Annotated in this window: 15 protein-coding genes and 2 tRNA genes; 6 read left to right on the forward strand and 11 right to left on the reverse strand. The window is 57.2% G+C overall.

The window, feature by feature from the left end; all coding sequences use genetic code 11:
* Positions 1-239: 239 nt before the first annotated feature.
* From ACW9UQ_RS16095 to ACW9UQ_RS16135, 9 genes are all read right to left on the reverse strand, one after another.
* On the reverse strand, positions 240-1,622 hold the full coding sequence (locus tag ACW9UQ_RS16095) for a phosphate ABC transporter substrate-binding/OmpA family protein (RefSeq protein WP_458932038.1): 1,383 nt from the start codon (positions 1,620-1,622) through the stop codon (positions 240-242).
* A 292-nt stretch (positions 1,623-1,914) separates the two neighbouring features.
* Positions 1,915-2,799: a type IV pili methyl-accepting chemotaxis transducer N-terminal domain-containing protein gene (locus ACW9UQ_RS16100; protein ID WP_458932039.1), complete on the reverse strand. Its 885-nt coding sequence runs from the start codon at positions 2,797-2,799 to the stop codon at positions 1,915-1,917.
* Positions 2,800-3,350: 551 nt separating this feature from the next.
* Positions 3,351-4,046, reverse strand: a complete 696-nt coding sequence (gene phoB / locus ACW9UQ_RS16105; RefSeq protein ID WP_458932040.1) for a phosphate regulon transcriptional regulator PhoB — start codon at positions 4,044-4,046, stop codon at positions 3,351-3,353.
* Between the two features lie 6 nt (positions 4,047-4,052).
* Positions 4,053-4,751, reverse strand: a complete 699-nt coding sequence (phoU, locus tag ACW9UQ_RS16110; protein WP_458932041.1) for a phosphate signaling complex protein PhoU — start codon at positions 4,749-4,751, stop codon at positions 4,053-4,055.
* A 23-nt stretch (positions 4,752-4,774) separates the two neighbouring features.
* A complete protein-coding gene (pstB, locus tag ACW9UQ_RS16115; protein WP_458932051.1) occupies positions 4,775-5,572 on the reverse strand; it encodes a phosphate ABC transporter ATP-binding protein PstB in 798 nt (265 codons plus the stop codon).
* 30 nt (positions 5,573-5,602) lie between these two features.
* Positions 5,603-7,369, reverse strand: a complete 1,767-nt coding sequence (gene pstA / locus ACW9UQ_RS16120) for a phosphate ABC transporter permease PstA (protein WP_458932042.1) — start codon at positions 7,367-7,369, stop codon at positions 5,603-5,605.
* Between the two features lie 10 nt (positions 7,370-7,379).
* Positions 7,380-8,756 (reverse strand): phosphate ABC transporter permease subunit PstC, encoded by a 1,377-nt coding sequence (pstC, locus tag ACW9UQ_RS16125; protein WP_458932043.1) that lies wholly within the window; start codon positions 8,754-8,756, stop codon positions 7,380-7,382.
* A 68-nt stretch (positions 8,757-8,824) separates the two neighbouring features.
* On the reverse strand, positions 8,825-9,811 hold the full coding sequence (locus ACW9UQ_RS16130; RefSeq protein ID WP_458932044.1) for a substrate-binding domain-containing protein: 987 nt from the start codon (positions 9,809-9,811) through the stop codon (positions 8,825-8,827).
* Positions 9,812-9,912: 101 nt separating this feature from the next.
* Positions 9,913-11,229 (reverse strand): ATP-binding protein, encoded by a 1,317-nt coding sequence (locus ACW9UQ_RS16135; RefSeq protein ID WP_458932045.1) that lies wholly within the window; start codon positions 11,227-11,229, stop codon positions 9,913-9,915.
* A 123-nt stretch (positions 11,230-11,352) separates the two neighbouring features.
* Between ACW9UQ_RS16135 and ACW9UQ_RS16140 the strand changes: the two genes are divergently transcribed.
* The 5 genes from ACW9UQ_RS16140 to ACW9UQ_RS16160 all read left to right on the forward strand — a co-directional run bounded on the left by ACW9UQ_RS16140 (position 11,353) and on the right by ACW9UQ_RS16160 (position 17,712).
* Complete coding sequence (locus ACW9UQ_RS16140; RefSeq protein ID WP_458932046.1) at positions 11,353-11,766, forward strand: DUF1178 family protein; 414 nt, start codon at positions 11,353-11,355, stop codon at positions 11,764-11,766.
* A 192-nt stretch (positions 11,767-11,958) separates the two neighbouring features.
* Entirely contained in the window at positions 11,959-12,462 is a 504-nt protein-coding gene (locus ACW9UQ_RS16145; RefSeq protein WP_458932047.1) for an outer membrane beta-barrel protein, read from the forward strand.
* 199 nt (positions 12,463-12,661) lie between these two features.
* Complete coding sequence (locus tag ACW9UQ_RS16150) at positions 12,662-13,900, forward strand: aspartate kinase (RefSeq protein WP_458932048.1); 1,239 nt, start codon at positions 12,662-12,664, stop codon at positions 13,898-13,900.
* 7 nt (positions 13,901-13,907) lie between these two features.
* Positions 13,908-16,163, forward strand: a complete 2,256-nt coding sequence (gene ptsP / locus ACW9UQ_RS16155; protein WP_458932052.1) for a phosphoenolpyruvate--protein phosphotransferase — start codon at positions 13,908-13,910, stop codon at positions 16,161-16,163.
* Between the two features lie 154 nt (positions 16,164-16,317).
* Positions 16,318-17,712 carry an FAD-binding oxidoreductase gene (locus ACW9UQ_RS16160; RefSeq protein WP_458932049.1) on the forward strand — a complete coding sequence of 465 codons (1,395 nt, stop codon included), beginning with the start codon at positions 16,318-16,320 and terminating at the stop codon, positions 17,710-17,712.
* Between the two features lie 447 nt (positions 17,713-18,159).
* Here the strand turns inward: ACW9UQ_RS16160 and ACW9UQ_RS16165 are convergent.
* Together ACW9UQ_RS16165 and ACW9UQ_RS16170 are read right to left on the reverse strand one after the other, a co-directional pair.
* A tRNA-Asp gene (locus ACW9UQ_RS16165) sits at positions 18,160-18,236 on the reverse strand.
* A 32-nt stretch (positions 18,237-18,268) separates the two neighbouring features.
* Positions 18,269-18,345: transfer RNA gene (locus ACW9UQ_RS16170), tRNA-Asp, on the reverse strand.
* Positions 18,346-18,543: 198 nt separating this feature from the next.
* Between ACW9UQ_RS16170 and ACW9UQ_RS16175 the strand changes: the two genes are divergently transcribed.
* A complete protein-coding gene (locus tag ACW9UQ_RS16175) occupies positions 18,544-18,960 on the forward strand; it encodes a hypothetical protein (RefSeq protein ID WP_458932050.1) in 417 nt (138 codons plus the stop codon).
* Positions 18,961-19,049 lie beyond the last annotated feature (89 nt).

The raw sequence follows: 19,049 nt of genomic DNA on the forward strand, positions 1-19,049 counted from the left end.
ACACGCTCCCGAATATCCAGTGATAGCGATTTGCCCATGTTCCACCTCCAAATATAGTGAATCACAAAATCCGCATCGTGGGAATCCCACCGATTCAGATTTCAAGGACGGCGCTCTAACGCGTTGAAATCTCTGATTTCAGGCAGCGTTAGATGATTCAGGTTTTTTGCATGGCTCTCTTAAATGCAACGCCCCCGCACCGGAAACCGGAACGGGGGCGTAAAAAACTGCAGTTGGGATCAGCGGATCCAGACCTCAACGCGACGGTTAACCGCACGACCGGCTTCGGTCTCGTTACAGGCCGCTGGTGCCAGTTCGCCGAACCCCATGGAGCTGTAGGTCACGTGCGGGGTGCGGTTGCCTGCTGCGGCGACCACGTCCTGCATTACCTCCGCGCCACGCTTCAGTGCCAGCTGGTGATTGGACTCTTCCGGACCCTGATCATCGGTAAAAGCCACCAGAGCAACCTCTGTACCCTCAGGCTGAGCCTCAAGGTACTGCATCAGACGCTCCAGGTCCCGCTGCCCTTTTGCGCTCAGGTGGGTCGCACCGGTCGGCAAACGGAAGGTGGTCGACAGACGATCCCAATCCTCGGCCGCATTGATGATTTCACGATAGAGGCCCATCTCATAATCATCGGTTAGCGAAGACATTGCCTGGCGCAGACGCTCAACAAGAACATCCTGCGAGCGGCGGGTGACACCCAGATCAATGAAGCCGCCTTTGGTCACCAAGCTGTCCGCAGCACTTGTGGTCACGAAGTCAAGGAACTGGCGAGCCTGATCATTCTCTACCTCAGACTTGCTGTAGAGATACAGACGGCGCTGATAGGGATATTCCTCGGTCTTTGCTTCGAACGGATTGGCCCGGGTGCGCAAACCGCATTCGGTGATCACGTCGATGCTTTTGGCACCGCGCTGGAACGCAAAACCGGCATATCCGATGGCCGACGGATCCTGAGAAACGTCACGCGACATTTCGATGTTGTCACCGACAATAACCGCATCCGCGCGTACCGAAAGGCCACGTGGTTCCAAAGTCCGACCGTCAAACACACCACGCGTACCAGATTCTTCGGAGCGCGAATATACGGTGATCGGCAGGTCTGGTCCGCCCAAGTCGGCCCAGTTGGTGATGTCACCGGAATAAATCCGGGCAATCTGGTCAATAGTCAGCGCATCAACCGGGTTCTGAGGCGATACGAGGATCAGCAGGCTATCAACCGCGATGGCGCGCTCCTGCTGAATGTCGACCATGTTACCGGCGCCCTTGGCACGCAATTCGCGGGCCTCTTCCCGGTGGATCCGGCGCGAAGCCATGCCGATCTCGGCCCGGCCAGCCAGCATTTCGCGGAATGCAGTCGATGACCCCCGGGATTCGATCAGCACGCTGGCAATCTCATCACCGTAACCATCATCACCAATCATTGCGGCTGTTTTAACCGACGCATCGGCGGTGGTGGTCAGATCGGTTTCCGCGCCCATGGAGTTGCCGAAGCCTTCCAACAGAAGCGGCATCAGCTCATCACCGATGGTGTCTGAACCAGCAATGATGAAGTCAGCGTCATCAACAGCGATCTCAGGACAAGCGGCACCTTCACAGCTTACGCGGGAAGCACTCATCCGCATTTCACCAATAGGCGTGCGGATCAGATAAATACCATCCTCGAAAGAAATAAGCTCACCCTGAACATCAACTGAGCCGTCGTTGGCTTTAAGAACGACGTTCTGGGCAAATGTCGAAGTCGTTGTTGCTGCAACAATTGCTGCAGCTAGGGAGACTCGCTTGATAGATTTAGCGAGGAAGTCATTTTTACTTGGTGCAGTTTTCATTTTTTTACTCCGGGTCTAAGTACTTATAGGCCTCGCAGGTGACCGGACACCTTCTAAGACTATACTGATTACAATCTGGCCGTCAAAGGCTCAGATACATGCCAACCACTTTATTCATCTCTTCAAGCAGATGGCTGTTCTCTGTTGCGACGAATTCGATCTCCTCTTTACTGATTTCTTCGCCCGCAAGTGCGCGTTCGAAGATTTTATCCATAGCGCCCCAAACTTCCTGGATAACAACCAGTTCGTTTGCAATTTCTTCTGTCGGTGGTGCCTTAAGGCCGGCTGAAGGCATTCCGCTGATAAGCGCATCCATCGAGGTATTGAAGAGATTATGCGTCGCTTCCAGAAGCTCTCTTTCCTCTTCAACATGATGTCCGCCGACAAGGTAACAGAACTCTTTCGTGGCCTTCTGCAGCAGAACACGCTGACGACTGACGATGTTCATGGCAATTGCCGCATCCAACATCATCTCGTTCGGGTTGGCGTATTCGGCCTTGATCAGCGCCGTGATCATTTCCATGTCTTCCAGCGCCATAACATTTTTGTAAAGGATGTCTTCCTCATCCTCGTAAGTTACTTCGCCTTTCGCCAGGACATCTTGAATCGTCTTGCTGAAGTCTACCCAATGCTCGTCAACGACGGTAAGACCTTCTAGGGTCCGACGGTCCTTTTCAGGCCCAATGTCATGTTCCCCACCACCATCGCGCAGTTCTTTTAGTGAACTGTCAAAAACATCGTGCGCCCGACGCAATTTTTCCAGGTTACGATCTTTTTCGATATCAAGCTCAACGAAGCAGGCAGTCATCGCAATTCGCTGCGATAGCATCTTTTGCCTGCTGGCCAAACTGATGCGGTACTTTCCTTCCACAAACTCACCCTGAGCATAGAGCTCCAGAGCATCGCCAAATGCGAATGAGGATACTGCCAACGCCAGAACGCTGGTCTTTAGTAATATGCGGGTCATACTCTCGCCCATCTGTTACACACTCCACAGTGATAGAAACATTAGGCACCGTTTTTGTCTAAAAGTTGTTTCAAAGCAGGCTTTGAAGCATTTCCCTTACGAAACTACGGTTAACTATTATATATTCAACTAGCTATGGCAATTAAATATTCGAATTTTTAAATTCATCCACCACATATGAAGATTAACAGACCGTAAATGGGGCATTTGAAACGCTTTAAGGCATGATTGTGACGTAATTCTCAATGGCTGAACAGCCCATTTGCGAATCAAGTTCGGTGCGGGTTGAGTATTGTGATCAACACTCAAACCCGGCTCATCCGCTTTTAACCAAAGCGTAGTCTTAAAGCGTTTCGAGTTTACCTTGAGACATCACATAAAATCGAAACGCGTACACCATATAGGCTTATCACTGCGTTTCAGGATAATCTTTTGTCTCAGGTTTATCCCGAAACGCTTTAATACGTTGCGAAACTTGCTCTGATATCGGTCTATACCAAGGCGCATCGAAGAAGAATTCAGATACTGTCTGACAAACCAGTCCTAGCCGATCAAAGCCCGCTATAGGTCTCGTCCAGCGCATAGCCCGATGACCGCACGGTGCGGATCGGATCGCGATCACCCCGGCGATTCAGCGCCTTGCGCAAACGACCGACATGCACGTCAACGGTACGGATCTCCACATAGACATCCTGCCCCCAGACGCGATCAAGCAACTGCTCGCGCGAAAATACGCGACCCGGACGCTGCATCAGCACGTCCAGCAGACGAAACTCGGTGGGGCCGAGATGTACATCGCGATCACCGCGCCGCACGCGGCAGGTTTCTCGATCCAGAGTAATATCAGCAAATGTCGCGACATCGCCCGCGATGGTTGGACGGGTGCGGCGCAACACGGCACGCATACGGGCCACCAGCTCGGACATGGAGAACGGCTTGGTGACGTAATCATCAGCGCCCAAATCCAAACCGCGCACGCGGTCCTCTTCCTCGCCGCGAGCTGTCAGCATGATAACCGGCAGGTCCTTGGTGTTGGTTTGCGCGCGCAAATGACGGCAAATCTCGATGCCGGATTTATTGGGCAACATCCAATCCAGCAAAACAAGGTCGGGCTTTTGTTCGTCAACGGCAATCAACGCCTCATCGCCGTCCGAGGTTGTTTCAACCTCGAACCCTTCCTTGCCCAGATTGTAGGACAGAAGCTGGCTTAGCGCCTCTTCATCCTCGACAACAAGAACTTTTGCCATTTGGGATTACTCCAGATCCAGTCCCAGCGGCTCACCCTTCGGACGATCATCGCCCAGTGGTTCACCTTCCTGGATGTAGTAGATCATCTCAGAAATATGGGTTGTGTGGTCGCCGATGCGTTCCAGGTTCTTGGCGATAAACAGCATCTGGCTGCCCGCGCCAATCATCCGGCTATCTTCCATCATATAGGTGACAACCTCGCGGAACAGCGCGTTGTACATTTCGTCGATATCGACATCCTTGCGCCAGACGGCCACCGCTTTCTCTGTATCGCGTGAGGTATAGGCATCCAGAACTTCGGACAATTGCGCCAGCGTGGCGCGCCCCATTCGCACAATGGAAGAGGTGATCGTCACCGGACCGGTTTTGGAAATCGCCATTGTCCGCTTGGAAATGCTCTTGGCCAGATCACCGATCCGCTCCAGCGTCGAGGAAATCTTGAGCGCCGAGATCAGCACCCGCAAATCCTGAGCCATAGGTTGACGCAAGGCGATGATGGTGGTCGCCATCTCTTCGACTTCCATGTCCAGCGCATCAAGACGCGCATCACGCTCGATCACTTGCTCGGCCAGAGACTTGTCGCGATTTTTTACGGCATCCAAAGCCTGAGACAGCAGTTCTTCCGCAAGACCGCCCATCTCGGCAATCTTGCCCTGCAGCGCCATCAGGTCGTCATCAAATGAAGATACGATATGCGGTCCCATGGAGGTGTTTCCTTTGGTGTGACTCAGCCGAACCGCCCAGTGATATAGTCCTGGGTGCGCTGGTCTTCGGGATTGGTGAAAATCTTCTGGGTTTCGTCATATTCGACGACATAGCCCAGATGAAAAAATGCGGTTTTCTGCGACACACGCGCGGCCTGCTGCATGGAGTGTGTCACGATCACGACCGAAAAGCTATTGCGCAATTCGTCAATCAATTCCTCAACCTGCGCTGTGGCGATTGGGTCAAGGGCCGAGCATGGCTCGTCCATCAACAGAACCTCGGGCGCGGTGGCAATGGCGCGCGCAATGCAGAGGCGCTGTTGCTGCCCACCCGAAAGGCCGGTGCCCGGGGCATCCAAGCGATCCTTGACCTCTTCCCAGATGGCAGCCTTGCGCAGGGATTTCTCAACCACCTCGTCGAGATCCGCCTTGTTGCGCACCAAACCATGGATACGCGGACCATAGGCGATATTGTCATAGATCGATTTCGGGAACGGGTTGGGTTTTTGAAACACCATCCCAACCTTGGCGCGCAGCAACACCGGGTCAATGGACTTGCTGTAGATATCCTCGTCATCCATCACGATCTGACCGGTGACCCGGCAGACATCAATAGTGTCGTTCATCCGGTTCAAACAGCGCAGAAAGGTCGACTTGCCGCAGCCTGAGGGGCCGATAAATGCCGTGACCGTCTTGTCGAGAATATCAACATTCACACCTTTGATGGCGTGATTGGTGCCGTAATAGACGTCGACATTCTTTGCGGTAATTTTTGTATCTGCGTGTTTTACGCCGGCGCCACCGGCCCGAACATGATTCATTGTGGGTACGTCCATTTGTTTGTCCTCACCCTACCAGCGGCGCTCGAACCGTTTGCGGAGGAACACCGCAAGCGCGTTCATGATGACCAGGAACAGAAGAAGTGTACATATTGCAGCGGCCGTGCGCGACTCAAACGCGCGCTCGGGGAAATCTGACCAGCGATAGATCTGCACCGGCAGCACCGTCGCACTGTCTGTAACGCCGCTTGGGATATCGACGATAAAGGCCACCATGCCAATCATGATCAGTGGTGCGGTTTCACCAAGTGCCTGAGCCATACCGATGATCGTGCCGGTCAGAATGCCGGGCATTGCCAGGGGCAGCACATGGTCAGAGCTGGTCTGCAGCTTCGATGCCCCAAGACCAAGGGCAGCGTCGCGGATCGATGGCGGCACAGCCCGAATTGCGGCGCGCGAGGCGATAATGATCGTCGGCAGCGTCATCAACGCAAGCACGATCCCACCCGCCAGCGGGGAGGAGCGCGGCACGCCAAAATAGCTCAGGAACACAGCCAGCCCCAGCAAACCAAAGACAATCGAGGGCACGGCGGCGAGGTTGTTGATGTTCACCTCGATAAAGTCCGTGATACGGTTCTTGGGCGCAAACTCTTCCAGATAAATCGCTGCCATCACGCCGATAGGGAAGGCCAGCAGGAAGGTCACCAGCATGGTCCAGAAAGACCCCACCGCCGCGCCCCAGATGCCCGCCAGTTCCGGCTCCCGCGAGTCGCCAGCCGTAAAGAAGCGGCTGTTGAAGACCCGCTCAATCTTGCCTTCGCGCTTCAGGATTTCGGTCCAGATGATCTGATTGTCCGACACCTTGCGGGATTGCTCTGGCACTTCGACGACATGGTATTTCCAGTCTTTCGGTGCCACCTGGTCGGCAAACTCGACTGGCATCACGACATGACCGGTGCCTTCGTCAGAGGTCAGCTCATCCAGCTTAATCCAGCCACTGCCCACTTCGATCAGCACTGACGGCTCCGATTGCCCGAGTTTTTCCTTGCCGCCCGGCTGCGCGGCACGCGCCTCCAGATCCTCGGCCAGACCGATCAGGCGATCCCGCTCTGTCGTGGCAGAGATCAGGTTAGCCTTGGCGGTTTCCTTGGCCTCGTCCGTATCGGCATTTTCGACACGCCGGGTATAGACCCGCACCGCATTGTCCTGCAAAGCGGCCTGACGGCGCTGTTGTCGGGCCTGCGCCAAAAGACCATCCTTCACGACAGCCAGCGCATCGGCAAAATCGTTGGACGAAGACAGCACCCGCACGACACCATCTTTGTCAGTAGGAACCACCGAAAGGTTACCGGCATGAGCACGGTTCTCCATCTCGCCAAAAGAGCCTTTTAGGTAAAGGTCAGTGACGTCCGAGGACAACAAGCGCACATTGGCAGTTTTGCCAATCATATCAGGTGCGTTGATCACCTGATCGCGCAGTTCAAAGGCCGCCCCACTGCTGACCAGATCATAAAGCTCGCGCCGTGCCTGCCGCCCGTTGGGCTGAAATTTCTCCTTCAGCGCGTCTTTCACCAGACCGCCAAAGTCGGCCTTACCGGGATTTTCGGGATCGACCTCCTCGGCGCTGATCGGCACCTCAAGCGTCACATAGCTTTCGGTCAGGGCGCCAGCAGCCTTTCCAACCACTGAGTAAAGCAGTGCGATAAGCGCCAGGCCCGCTAGGGAGATCGCAATGATACCGTAGACCTTCAGCATATTCTGCGAGCGACGCCGCTTGCTCATGTTTTTGGCGGCGGCAGCACTGCCGTGATAGGCGGAGAGTTCTGTCATATCTACCATGTCCGCCCCCTCAGTCGTAAAGTTCGCGATATTTGCGCACGATGCGCAAGGCGATGATATTCAGGCCCAGCGTCACCACGAACAGGGTGAACCCAAGGGTAAAGGCTGGTCCGGCGGCTGTCGTCGCCTCTGTGTCACCGGTGATCAGCATGACGATCTGCACCGTCACCGTTGTCACCGCCTCAAGGGGGTTAACCGTCAGGTTTGCCCCCTGCCCTGCCGCCATCACCACGATCATGGTCTCACCGATGGCCCGGGACATACCCAGCAGCACCGCCGAGACGATCCCCGGCAAGGCGGCAGGCAGCACAACCTGGCGTACCGTTTCGGCGCGCGTCGCACCCAAGCCATAAGAGCCGTCGCGCAGCGATTGCGGCACAGCGTTGATAACGTCATCTGACAGCGACGAGATGAAAGGAATGATCATGATCCCCATCACCACACCCGCCGCCAGCGCCGACTCAGAGGCCACGCTCAGCCCCATCGCCTCGCCCGCACGTCGAATATAAGGGGCGACGGTAATCGCGGCGAAGAAGCCATAAACAACGGTTGGAATACCGGCGAGGATTTCCAGCATCGGCTTGACGAAGCCGCGTACAGTCGGTGACGCAAAATCCGAGAGGTAAATCGCCGCCAGCAGGCCAATGGGCACCGCCACCAGCATCGCAATGATGGTGATCAGGAAGGTGCCGACGAACAAAGGCACAGCGCCGACTTTGTCCGGGTCCAAATTGCCCTCATGCACACCGGAAAGTGGGCTCCAGCGGGTGCCAAACAGGAATTTATCAATCCGCCAACCAATGTTGGAAAAGAAGTTCAGCGTTTCGAAGATCAGCGAAAGCACGATGCCGATGGTGGTCAGGATAGCAATCGCCGCAGCGGTCATCAGGATCCAGCGGATGATCCGCTCGGCCCGGTTGCGGGCACGCCATTCCGGTGCGACCTGTGTAAAGGTCCGCAGACCCGCCAGCGCAGCCGCAGCAAGCGCCGCAGCCATAGTCCCCCAAGTCGCCAGCGGGGCCAGAGACCCGTAGCGCTCGGCAATTGTCTGGCGCAGCTCATCCGTGCGTGATGCGATGCCGCCGCTTGAAATTGCCTTGGCGTCGCTCAGGATCAGGTTGTGCTCGATCGTGGGCGCATCTGGCATTGCAGTGGCGATATCAGACAGCAGCGTACTGTCGATATAGCTGCGCACCGCATAGTTCAGCACCAGCAACACGGCCAGCCCGGTTAGCGCGACCCAGAGAAAACTGTAAAGCCCATGATAATTGGGCCGGGAGTGCAGGGACGAAATCTGACCCCCTGCGACGGAATAGGCCTTATTGCGCGAGGCGTACAGAAACGCTGTCGCCATCGCAAAGACAAGAAGGATCGTTGTGCCAAGCATCAGGGAACTTTCCGAAAGCGGGAAAGGACCGGGCGGTGCCGCCCGGTCCAAATCTCAGACGAAGGGGATCAGTCCCACTCGTTGCCGGTCATCACGGTCAGGTTCGCGATGGCGTCAGCGTTCTTGCCGAACGCTTCAGCAGGCAGAGGGATCAGGCCTTTGTCGACCAGATAGCCTTCGTCGCCAGCAGCGGCTTCGGATGCGAACTCAACGGCATATTCCTGGATACCAGGAACAACGCCGACATGCGCTTTCTTGATGTAGTAGTAGAGCGAACGCGAAACAGGATAGTCACCAGCAGCGATGTTGTCGAAGGTCGGCTCAACACCGTCAACGGTCGCGCCCTGCAGAGCGTCGGAGTTCTGATCCAGGAACGAGAAGCCGAAGATGCCCAGAGCGTTGGGGTTGGCTTCCAGTTTGGAAACGATCAGGTTGTCGTTCTCGCCGCTTTCAACATATGCGCCATCTTCACGGATGGAGATGCCTTCACACTCGATGCCAGCGCCTTCACAGCCTTCTTCCATGACCAGCTCTTCGAACGCGTCACGGGTGCCGGAGGACGGCGGAGGGCCAAGAACTTCGATTTTGATCGCAGGCAGCGACGGATCAACTTCGTTCCACATGGTCGGCTTCGGGCCCTGCTCGGCCAGAGCGGTTACCAGCTGCTCACGGGTCAGATTGAACTGAGCGGAACCTTTGGCGTTTGCAATAACGATGCCGTCATAGCCAACGATGGATTCAACAACTTCGGTCACACCGTTCGACTGGCATGTTTCGAACTCGGATTTCTTCATCCGACGCGACGCGTTGGTGATGTCAGGATGCTCAACACCAACACCAGCGCAGAACAGCTTCAGGCCGCCGCCCGAACCGGTCGATTCAACAACGGGCGTGTTGAAGTCGGTGGTTTTGCCGAACTGCTCAGCAACTGCTGTCGAGAACGGGAAAACGGTCGAGGAGCCGACGATGCGAATCTGGTCGCGCGACTGGGCCGAGGCAACGCCAGCAGCCATGGAAGCAGCCGCAGCGATCGCAAGAATATGGGTGATTTTCACAGGATTTCTCCGGATTTCGGTTCGTTTCAAACAAGGGCAAATCCCTTGTCCGCCGGCACATTAGGCCGACTGGACAAACCTTTTATTGCAAAATCACTACACTATTGTGACACTTCAAGGCTTTGTACTTCCTTGTCTTTTTCTAGCGTGTCACGCGACTCATCCGGTTTTGTGTCATCCAGTGTGACGGCAGGCAGCCAAACCGTGAATGTGCTGCCCTGCTCCAGTTTAGAGCGGACATCCAACGCGCCCCCATGCCTGTTCAGGATATGCTTGGTAATCGCCAATCCCAAACCGGTACCACCCTTGTCGCGGCTTTGGGCAATGCTGACCCGATAGAATCGTTCCGTCAGACGCGGGATAGCCTCACGCGGGATGCCGGGGCCTGTATCTATGACAGCAATCCCGACGTGACGGGGATAGCGCGGGTCCGGGTCCGCGGCTGTCACGCGAACCTTTTCGCCCGCTCCGCTGTATTTGATCGCATTATCGACAAGGTTTGCAATCACTTGTGCCAGTTGATCCCTGTCGCCCAGAACCCGCGGGCCCGGCTCATCCGCTGCGATTTCTATCTGAAGCATCACATCTGCGACCGTTGCCTGCGGATAGAGTCCCGAGGCCGCATCCAGCGCGATCCGATGCAGATCGACCACCTCTTCCGGGCGGACATGGGCATTCATTTCGATCCGGCTGAGCGACATAAGATCATCAACCAGCCGCTGCATGCGCCCGGCCTGTTTCATCATGATGTCCAGGAACCGCTCCTGCGCTTCGGGATCATCCTTGGCATGGCCCTGTAATGTTTCAATATATCCCAGAATCGAGGCAAGCGGCGTGCGCAATTCATGGCTTGCATTGGCGACAAAGTCGGTCCGGGTCTGCAACATTGCCCGGTCCCGCGTCCGATCCTCAATCTGCACGATCAACTGATCTTCGTCACCGAAGTCGCTGACCTCTGCTGGCAAAAGAACGGCACGCGCCTCGAAAAAACGATCCTGATCGCGGGATACGGAATAGCTGAATTCGCGCGCGATGCCTTCTTCGAAAGTACCTTCAATCGCATCATGAAAAGCCGGGGCTCGGATCACGGACGCAATGGGGCTGCCGACTCTTGCCTGTGGCAATAGAGCTTTGGCCGCCGGGTTAAGAAAGGTCAGACGCTCGCTCCGCGCGATCACGATCAGCGGCACAGGCAGTTGCGACAGGACTGCACGGCCAATACCGGTCTTTTGCACCGGTATATCGTCTGTGCGTGGCTCTATCACGGCATGCGGTCGTATCATCGTGCCAGCGATGACCCCGATCCCCGCAGCAAAGCCAATAGCAATCGCAGGCGCGACACCCAGATGCACCGCACCAAGTGCGGCGCCGACCAGCCCGGCGCTGTAAAGCAGCATTGTGAATGGAGAACGAAACACGCAGATTCCCCCCTGCCGTGTGATTTTTTGGCCAGCTTAGCACCGTGGCGAATCGCAATGAAGAAAGATTGCATTCATCTGTGTGAATTATATTTGAAGGTAAAGTGTGTTACAGGCGGTGCGATGATCAAGTATCAGATGAAATGTGAAGAAGGCCACGACTTTGACAGCTGGTTCGGCTCGATCAAGGATTTTGAGCGGCTGAAGAAGGCCGGGTTGATTTCCTGTGCGGTTTGCGGATCAACCCATGTGGATCGCGCCCTGATGGCGCCGCGCCTGGGCACAGAGCGTGACGAAAAGCCCCTCAGCGCCCCGGCTAGCCCAGCGGAGCAGGCCATACAGGAGCTGCGCAAAAAAGTTGAAGCCAGTTCGGAAGATATCGGCCGCAGCTTCGCGGCAGAGGCGCGGCGCATTCATGAGGGCGACGCGCCCGAACGTGCCATTCGCGGGGAGGCCACGATGAAAGAGGCTAAATCGCTGGCCGAAGATGGGGTGCCGGTCGTGCCGCTGCCCTGGTCGGACCGTGGTAAGACCTAGCGTATTTTTTCACCTCAGAGGCATCAACATTAACTAAGCCACCGAACTCTTTGATTTCACAAATCTACAGGCGGAGGCGACTCTTTACTTTACATCGAATGGCGCGAAATCATCACCGCAAAGCCACTTGGTTAACATTTTCTAGACCAATTTGGCGTTCAATCGGACCGTTCTCAAAAAATGGCCTGATCGATGCGATTCCTAACAACTCTTGCCCTCTTCTTTCTGACCCCCGTTGCGATTGTCCCGGCGCAGGATGCACCGGTAAGCCGTATCTATTACGGCAGCACTGCAAGCGCCGAGGCAGGAACAAGTGTGGGCGGCCTGGTCGGTCTGCGCTGGACGGAACGCATCGGTTTCACCGCGCTTGAAGCCGAACACCTGCCTGGTGCCCCGGCAGCCTATCACCCCATTGCCGAGACGCGCACCAGCACACGTATCAGCTTTCTGGCCGGGATTAGTTCTGACGACAACTGGTCCGTCTATGGCCGACTTGGCCTGCACCATGACAGCGCCCCAGTGCCTTCTGGTGCGACCAGCAGTGCCAGCACTGTGCGACTGGGCCTCGGGGCGCAATATCTTCTGGGCAGTGGGCTGACCGCGCGGGCGGAGTATGATCGTCAGATCAAGGACGGGGACTCGGGCCTGGGCCTGAGCCGATCTGCGATCCGCCTGGGCCTGATCCAAAGCTTCTGAACAAGGTCAACATCGACCATGACCAAGGGCCGGGCTGCGATAGGGTTCTCTTGAAAACCGCTAAGATCACCTAAAGCCGGATCGCCCTTCATCGGAAACACACCTCCGAACAATAACACCATGCAACCGCCCGCTTGCAGCCCCCCTCCCTCTCGCTTAAGACAGGCCGACACACAAGTAAGGTCCGAAGGCCAAATCCATGCAACGGCTGGTGATGAAATTCGGCGGCACTTCTGTCGCCGACCTGGCGCGCATCGGCAATGCCGCCGAAAAGATACGCGCGGAGGTAGAGCGCGGCTATCAGGTGATGGTCATCGTTTCTGCGATGTCCGGCAAGACCAATGAACTGGTCGGCTGGGTCGAAGAAACGGGCACCCTTTATGATGCCCGTGAATATGATGCGGTGGTGTCCTCGGGCGAAAACGTCACGGCCGGGCTTATGGCTCTGACCCTGCAAAGGATGGGGGTCGAAGCCCGCAGCTGGCAAGGCTGGCAAGTGCCGCTGAAAACCAATTCAGCGCACGGTGCAGCCCGGATCGAAGACATCCCCACAGGCAATCTGGACGCCAAATTCGACGCAGGTATGCAAGTCGCTGTGATTGCAGGGTTCCAGGGCATCAGCCCCGAGGGCCGGATCACAACACTGGGCCGCGGCGGCTCGGATACCACAGCGGTTGCCTTTGCCGCCGCCTTTGAGGCCGAGCGCTGCGATATCTACACCGATGTCGATGGCGTCTACACCACCGACCCGCGCATCTCGCCCCATGCCCGCAAGCTGGACAAGATCGCCTTTGAGGAAATGCTGGAACTGGCCTCACTTGGGGCTAAGGTTCTGCAGACCCGCTCTGTCGAGCTGGCGATGCGCTATAAGGTGCGGCTGCGGGTACTATCAAGTTTCGAGACAGTGACGGATGATTCCGGCACATTGGTCTGCGACGAGGAGGACATCATGGAAAGCAACGTGGTCTCAGGCGTCGCCTATTCCCGTGACGAGGCAAAAATGACCCTGATTGCGGTCGAAGACCGCCCCGGAATTGCCGCCGCCATCTTCGGCCCGCTGGCCGAGGCAGGTGTCAATGTCGATATGATCGTACAGAACATCTCGGAGGAAGGTCTGACGGACATGACCTTCTCCTGCCCGACCAGCGATGTGGAAAAGGCGCGCCATGCCCTGCAAGCCGCGCAAGACGACGGACAGTTCAAATGTGCCTCGCTGGATGTGGATCAGGATGTCTGCAAGGTGTCGATTGTCGGGATCGGCATGCGCTCTCATGCGGGGGTCGCCCAAAGGATGTTCCGCGCGCTGTCCGAAGACAACGTGAATATCAAGGTGATCACAACCTCTGAGATCAAGGTCTCCGTCCTGATCGACCGCAAATATCTGGAACTGGCGGTGCAGGCACTGCATGACACGTTCGAGTTGGAAAAGGCGGGCTGATCAGGCCATGCCGGGATCTCAGGCGGTCGAAAGCCGTGTCCTGCTGAAACGCATCCGCGATGCGCTGGCCGAACCGGCGGCCGGACAGGAACGTCTGGACCGCATCACAGGTATTATTTCCGAAAGTCTGGCAGCCGAGGTCTGCTCAATATATCTGCGCCGCGATAACCTTCTTGAACTCTGCGCCACCACCGGCCTGAAGGCCGAAGCGGTTCACCAGACCCGGATGCGCGTGCGCGAAGGTCTGGTCGGGCGGATCGCCTATAACGCGGAGCCCATCAACACCAGCGATGCGCCTTCAGAGCGCGGCTTCCAGTACTTTCCCGAGACCGGGGAAGAAATCTATGCCTCGTTCCTTGGCGTGCCGATCCAGCGCCTTGGTGAAATCCTTGGTGTTCTGGTGATCCAAAACCAGGCGGCCCGCGACTACTCCGAAGATGAAGTCCACGGGCTGGAAGTTGTGGCCATGGTCATCGCCGAGATGGCCGAGCTTGGAGCTTTTACCGGCACCGCCGCTACCGACATCCCACAGCCCCACCGCCTGCCCTATTTTGTGCGTGGCCTGATCGGCCAGGAAGGCGCGGCGGCAGGGGTCGTTCTGATGCATGATCCGGAAATCGTCATCGCCAACCCGGTTGCCGATGATCCCGCCGCGGAAAAGCAGCGGCTGGCCGACGCGCTGGCCCAGCTCCGCAGCGAAGTGGACCGCATGCTGGGCGCAGATGACCTGACCGGCATGGGCGAGCATCGCGACGTTCTGAACGCCTGGCGCAAGTTTGCCCATGACAAGGGATGGGTGCGACGGATGGAAGCCTCCATCGACGCAGGTCTGGCTGCCGAAGTCGCGGTGGAGCTGGAGCAATCCGAAACCCGTGCCAGGATGAGCCGCATTGCGGACCCCTATCTGCGGGATCGTCTGCATGACCTTGACGATCTTTCAAACCGTCTGTTGCGGGTCCTTACCGGCAAGGCGGGACCGAATATCGCCGATGTTCCGGACAATGCCGTGCTGGTGGCCCGCAATATCGGTCCGGGCGAATTGCTAGATTATGGACGCGCACTGAAAGCCGTTGTGCTTGAGGAAGGCTCTGTCGGCAGCCACGCGGCCATTGTGGCCCGCGCGCTGGCGATCCCGCTGGTGCTGCAGGCCAAGCACATCACGCGCGAGGCGCATAATTATGACCCGATCCTAGTCGATGGCGATCAAGGGGTTGTGCATCTGCGCCCCGAAGACAACGTCGCCGAGGCTTTCGGCGCCAAGATCGAAATGGCAGATCAGGCCCGCGAATCCTACGCTGCCTTGCGTGACCTGCCCGCCGAGACAAAGGACGGAATGCGTATCTCGCTGCAGATGAATGCGGGATTGATGGCCGATCTGCCCAGCCTGATCCCCACAGGTGCGGATGGCGTCGGCCTCTACCGGACCGAACTGCAATTCCTGATCCGCCGCACGGTGCCGAAGCGAACCGAACTGGCTGCGCTTTATGCCCGGATCCTTGACAGTGCACAGGGGAAACCGGTGACGTTCCGCACGCTGGATATAGGGTCGGACAAGGTACTGCCCTATATGAAGCGCGAGCCGGAACCGAACCCGGCGCTTGGCTGGCGTGCGATCCGCGTAGGTCTCGACCGCCTTGGTATGATGCGGATGCAGTTGCAGGCGCTGCTGCGCGCTGCTGATGGGAGAGCGTTGAGGGTGATGTTTCCGTTCATCGCACAGTTTGATGAGTTTCGCAGCGCACGGCAGGCGCTGCTTGACGAAGTCAGCCGCGAGGCCTCTCTGGGCCACCGGGTTCCGGAAAAGATCGAGATCGGCGCCATGCTGGAGACCCCCTCCATCGCCTTCGCCCCGGATCAGTTCTTTGAGATGGCCGATTTTATTTCCATCGGCGGCAATGACTTAAAGCAGTTTTTCTTTGCCGCTGACCGGGAGAATGAGCGTGTCCGGCGCCGCTATGATACGCTGAACGTGTCATTCCTGAGCTTCATACGGCAAATCACCGAACGCTGTAACCGGCTGGGTACGCCGGTCAGCTTTTGCGGCGAAGATGCGGGGCGCCCGCTGGAGGCGTTGGCTTTTGCGGCCATGGGGTTGCGCAATCTGTCGATGCGCCCTGCCTCTATCGGGCCGGTCAAGGCCATGCTGCGTTCGGTTGAGCTGAAGGCGGCGACATCGGTCCTTGATGACGCGTTTGCATCGGGTGATCAATCTGTGCGGCGCGCACTGGAGAGCTGGGTTCGGGCGCAAGGCCTGAGGCTGTAGGGTGGGTTTAAACCCACCCTACCCGACTGACAGCAACATCTGACTTGGTTCCTTATTCTTGGCGAAGGGTGACGACTCTACAACCGTCTTGCGCAAACTGCCTAAACAGCCCACCATCCCGAGGCCTTTACCAGATACTCTCATGCAGGACTGAATGACACTTTCTCCCGCAGGTCCCGATTTTCTAACCGCTGTCAAGGCGGCCTTGGGTGCGCAGGCAATCTCTGCACCCGGGCCCGCCTATCTCAGCGAACCTCGTGGTCGATTTCACGGGCGGGCCAAGTATCTTTTGCGCCCGCGCCATACGGCAGGGGTTGCAACACTCGTCAAACTGGCCAACCAGCACCGGGTCGGCTTGATCCCCTTTGGTGGTGGAACCGGGCTGGTCAGTGGTCAAGTGCAGGGGCCAGAGGGACCGCCTGCCGTACTGGTCAGTCTGGATCGTATGGCAAAGCTACGTTCAGTGGACGGTACCGACAACCTGCTGATCGCAGAAGCTGGTGCAACACTGGCCGACATCCGCACTGCGGCGGCAAAGGCTGACCGGTTGTTTCCGCTGTCGCTCGCCTCGGAAGGATCGGCCCGAATCGGTGGCTGCCTGTCGACCAATGCCGGCGGTGTACAGGTGCTGCGGTATGGCAATACCCGCGACCTGTGCGTAGGGCTTGAGGCGGTGCTGCCTGACGGGTCTGTGCTGGCGGGGCCGGGCCGGTTGCGCAAGGATAATACCGGCTATGACCTACGGCATCTGCTGATCGGAGCCGAGGGGACGCTGGGTATTATCACCGCCACCAGCCTGCGGCTGTTTCCGCAGCCGCGCACCGTTTCCACAGCACTGGCCACGATCGCCGATCCTGCGGCAGCCCTGGATCTGCTGCGCCGCCTTCAGGACCGGTTTGGCGACGCCGTCACCGCATTCGAACTGATCGCCCGGCAGGGGTTAACATTCCTGCAGGATCACAATCTGCCCGTCCGACCGCCCTTTGCCACCCCACCGGCCTGGTCGGTCCTGATCGATATCACCACCACGCCCGATGATCTGGCCGAGGCGCTTGTCACAGTTTTAGGCAATAAAGCGGAAGTCTATCTGGCGCAGACCCAAGCGCAGTCAGATGCTTTCTGGACTATCCGCGAAACCATACCGGAGGGAAATCGCCTGACCGGCGCTGTCTCATCCCATGATATCTCTGTTCCGGTCAGCCGCATACCGGACTTCGTGACCCGAGGAACCGCTCTCATCGCCGCCATTGACCCGGCGCTCAGGATCAATTGTTTCGGACATATGGGCGATGGGAACCTGCATTTTAACGTCTTTCCGCCAAGGGGCGGCGACAAGGCTGACTATACTCAGATACGGGATGTGGTCATGCGCAAGGTGCATGATCTTGTACATGACATGGACGGCTCTGTCAGTGCCGAACATGGGATCGGACGGCTGAAACGCGATGAGTTGCAACGCTATGGCGATCCCACAAAACTGGCGGCCATGCGCGCTATAAAGGCAGCGCTTGACCCGAATGGGATCATGAACCCGGGCGCGCTTTTGTAAACCTAAAGCGTCTCGCGAAATACCTGAGACATCAGGCATCATCGAACCCGCTGAAATTTTTAATTTCAGGCTGCGTCGGATGATTCAGGTTTTCGTAAAACGTTATAAAACGAAAAGACGCCCTCCTCTGGGGTAGAGAGAAGGGCGTCAAATCCCAGACCGAGGTCTGTGCCTTGCAAGCAGCGCCCCGCTAGGGGCCTGACGGTTTTCGGCTGAATTGGTTACCAATTGGTTAGGATTTGGACCAGCAGGAAGAGAATTTACATTTTTGTGGAATCAAAATTCTCAACCGGCTGAGTACAAGTTCGCGCCGCCCTGCCCAGCATCCAACGACCCAAAGGCCGCACTAGGGACTATTACGCCCAATTCTGATCCAATAAAGCAGTTCACGCAGGTTTGCAGAACAAGTAATACCGTTACGCTCTTACACCGGGAAACATCAGAAAGTGGCGCGGTTGACGGGACTCGAACCCGCGACCTCCGGCGTGACAGGCCGGCACTCTAACCAACTGAGCTACAACCGCATATTGGCGGTTTTGCGCCTTGGGACGGGCATTGGCGCGGTTGACGGGGCTCGAACCCGCGACCTCCGGCGTGACAGGCCGGCACTCTAACCAGCTGAGCTACAACCGCTGATGCCCGTGCCGGGATCGATAATCCCGGACGTGAGGGGCCTTGTAAGGCGGGGCCTGCGGGGCGTCAAGCGGTTCTGCGCGAAAGGCGTGGCGGAATTGCCCAACCTTGGGAGAAAAAATTGCGAGCGCTCGATTTGCGGTCGGATCTGCGGGCACACTGGCCCGACTTTAGAGTTGTCAGGAGTGCGCCCTTCCCATGGTTCGATCCGGTTCTGCCATAGCTGCCTTTTTCACAGCGACGATCTTCACCAGCGCTGCGCTGCTTTTCTTTGTGCAGCCGATGTATGCCAAGCTTGTTCTACCGTTGCTGGGCGGTTCCCCCGCCGTCTGGACAACGGCGATGCTGTTCTTTCAATGTGCGCTTTTGGCTGGATATCTATATGCGCATCTATCAACACGGTACATGCCGCTAAAGCTGCAGGTGGCTCTGCATATCGCGCTTTGGGCGCTGGCATTCCTGTTCCTGCCACTGGCGATCCCACAAGGCTGGAGCTATCAACCCGGCGCACCGGCCGCATGGCAAGCGCTCGAGGTTTTTGCCTTGGGCGTTGGTCTGCCGTTCGCGGTATTGGCAGTGACCTGCCCCCCCGAAACTTCCCTCGTTCTGATGTAGAGTTTGCTCAACCTTTTGAAGGAGCAAACGAATGCGAAAGAGCCGTTTCACGGAAGTCCAAATCATTGGGATGATCAAAGAACAGGAAG

This window comes from Halovulum sp. GXIMD14793 (assembly GCF_054457435.1).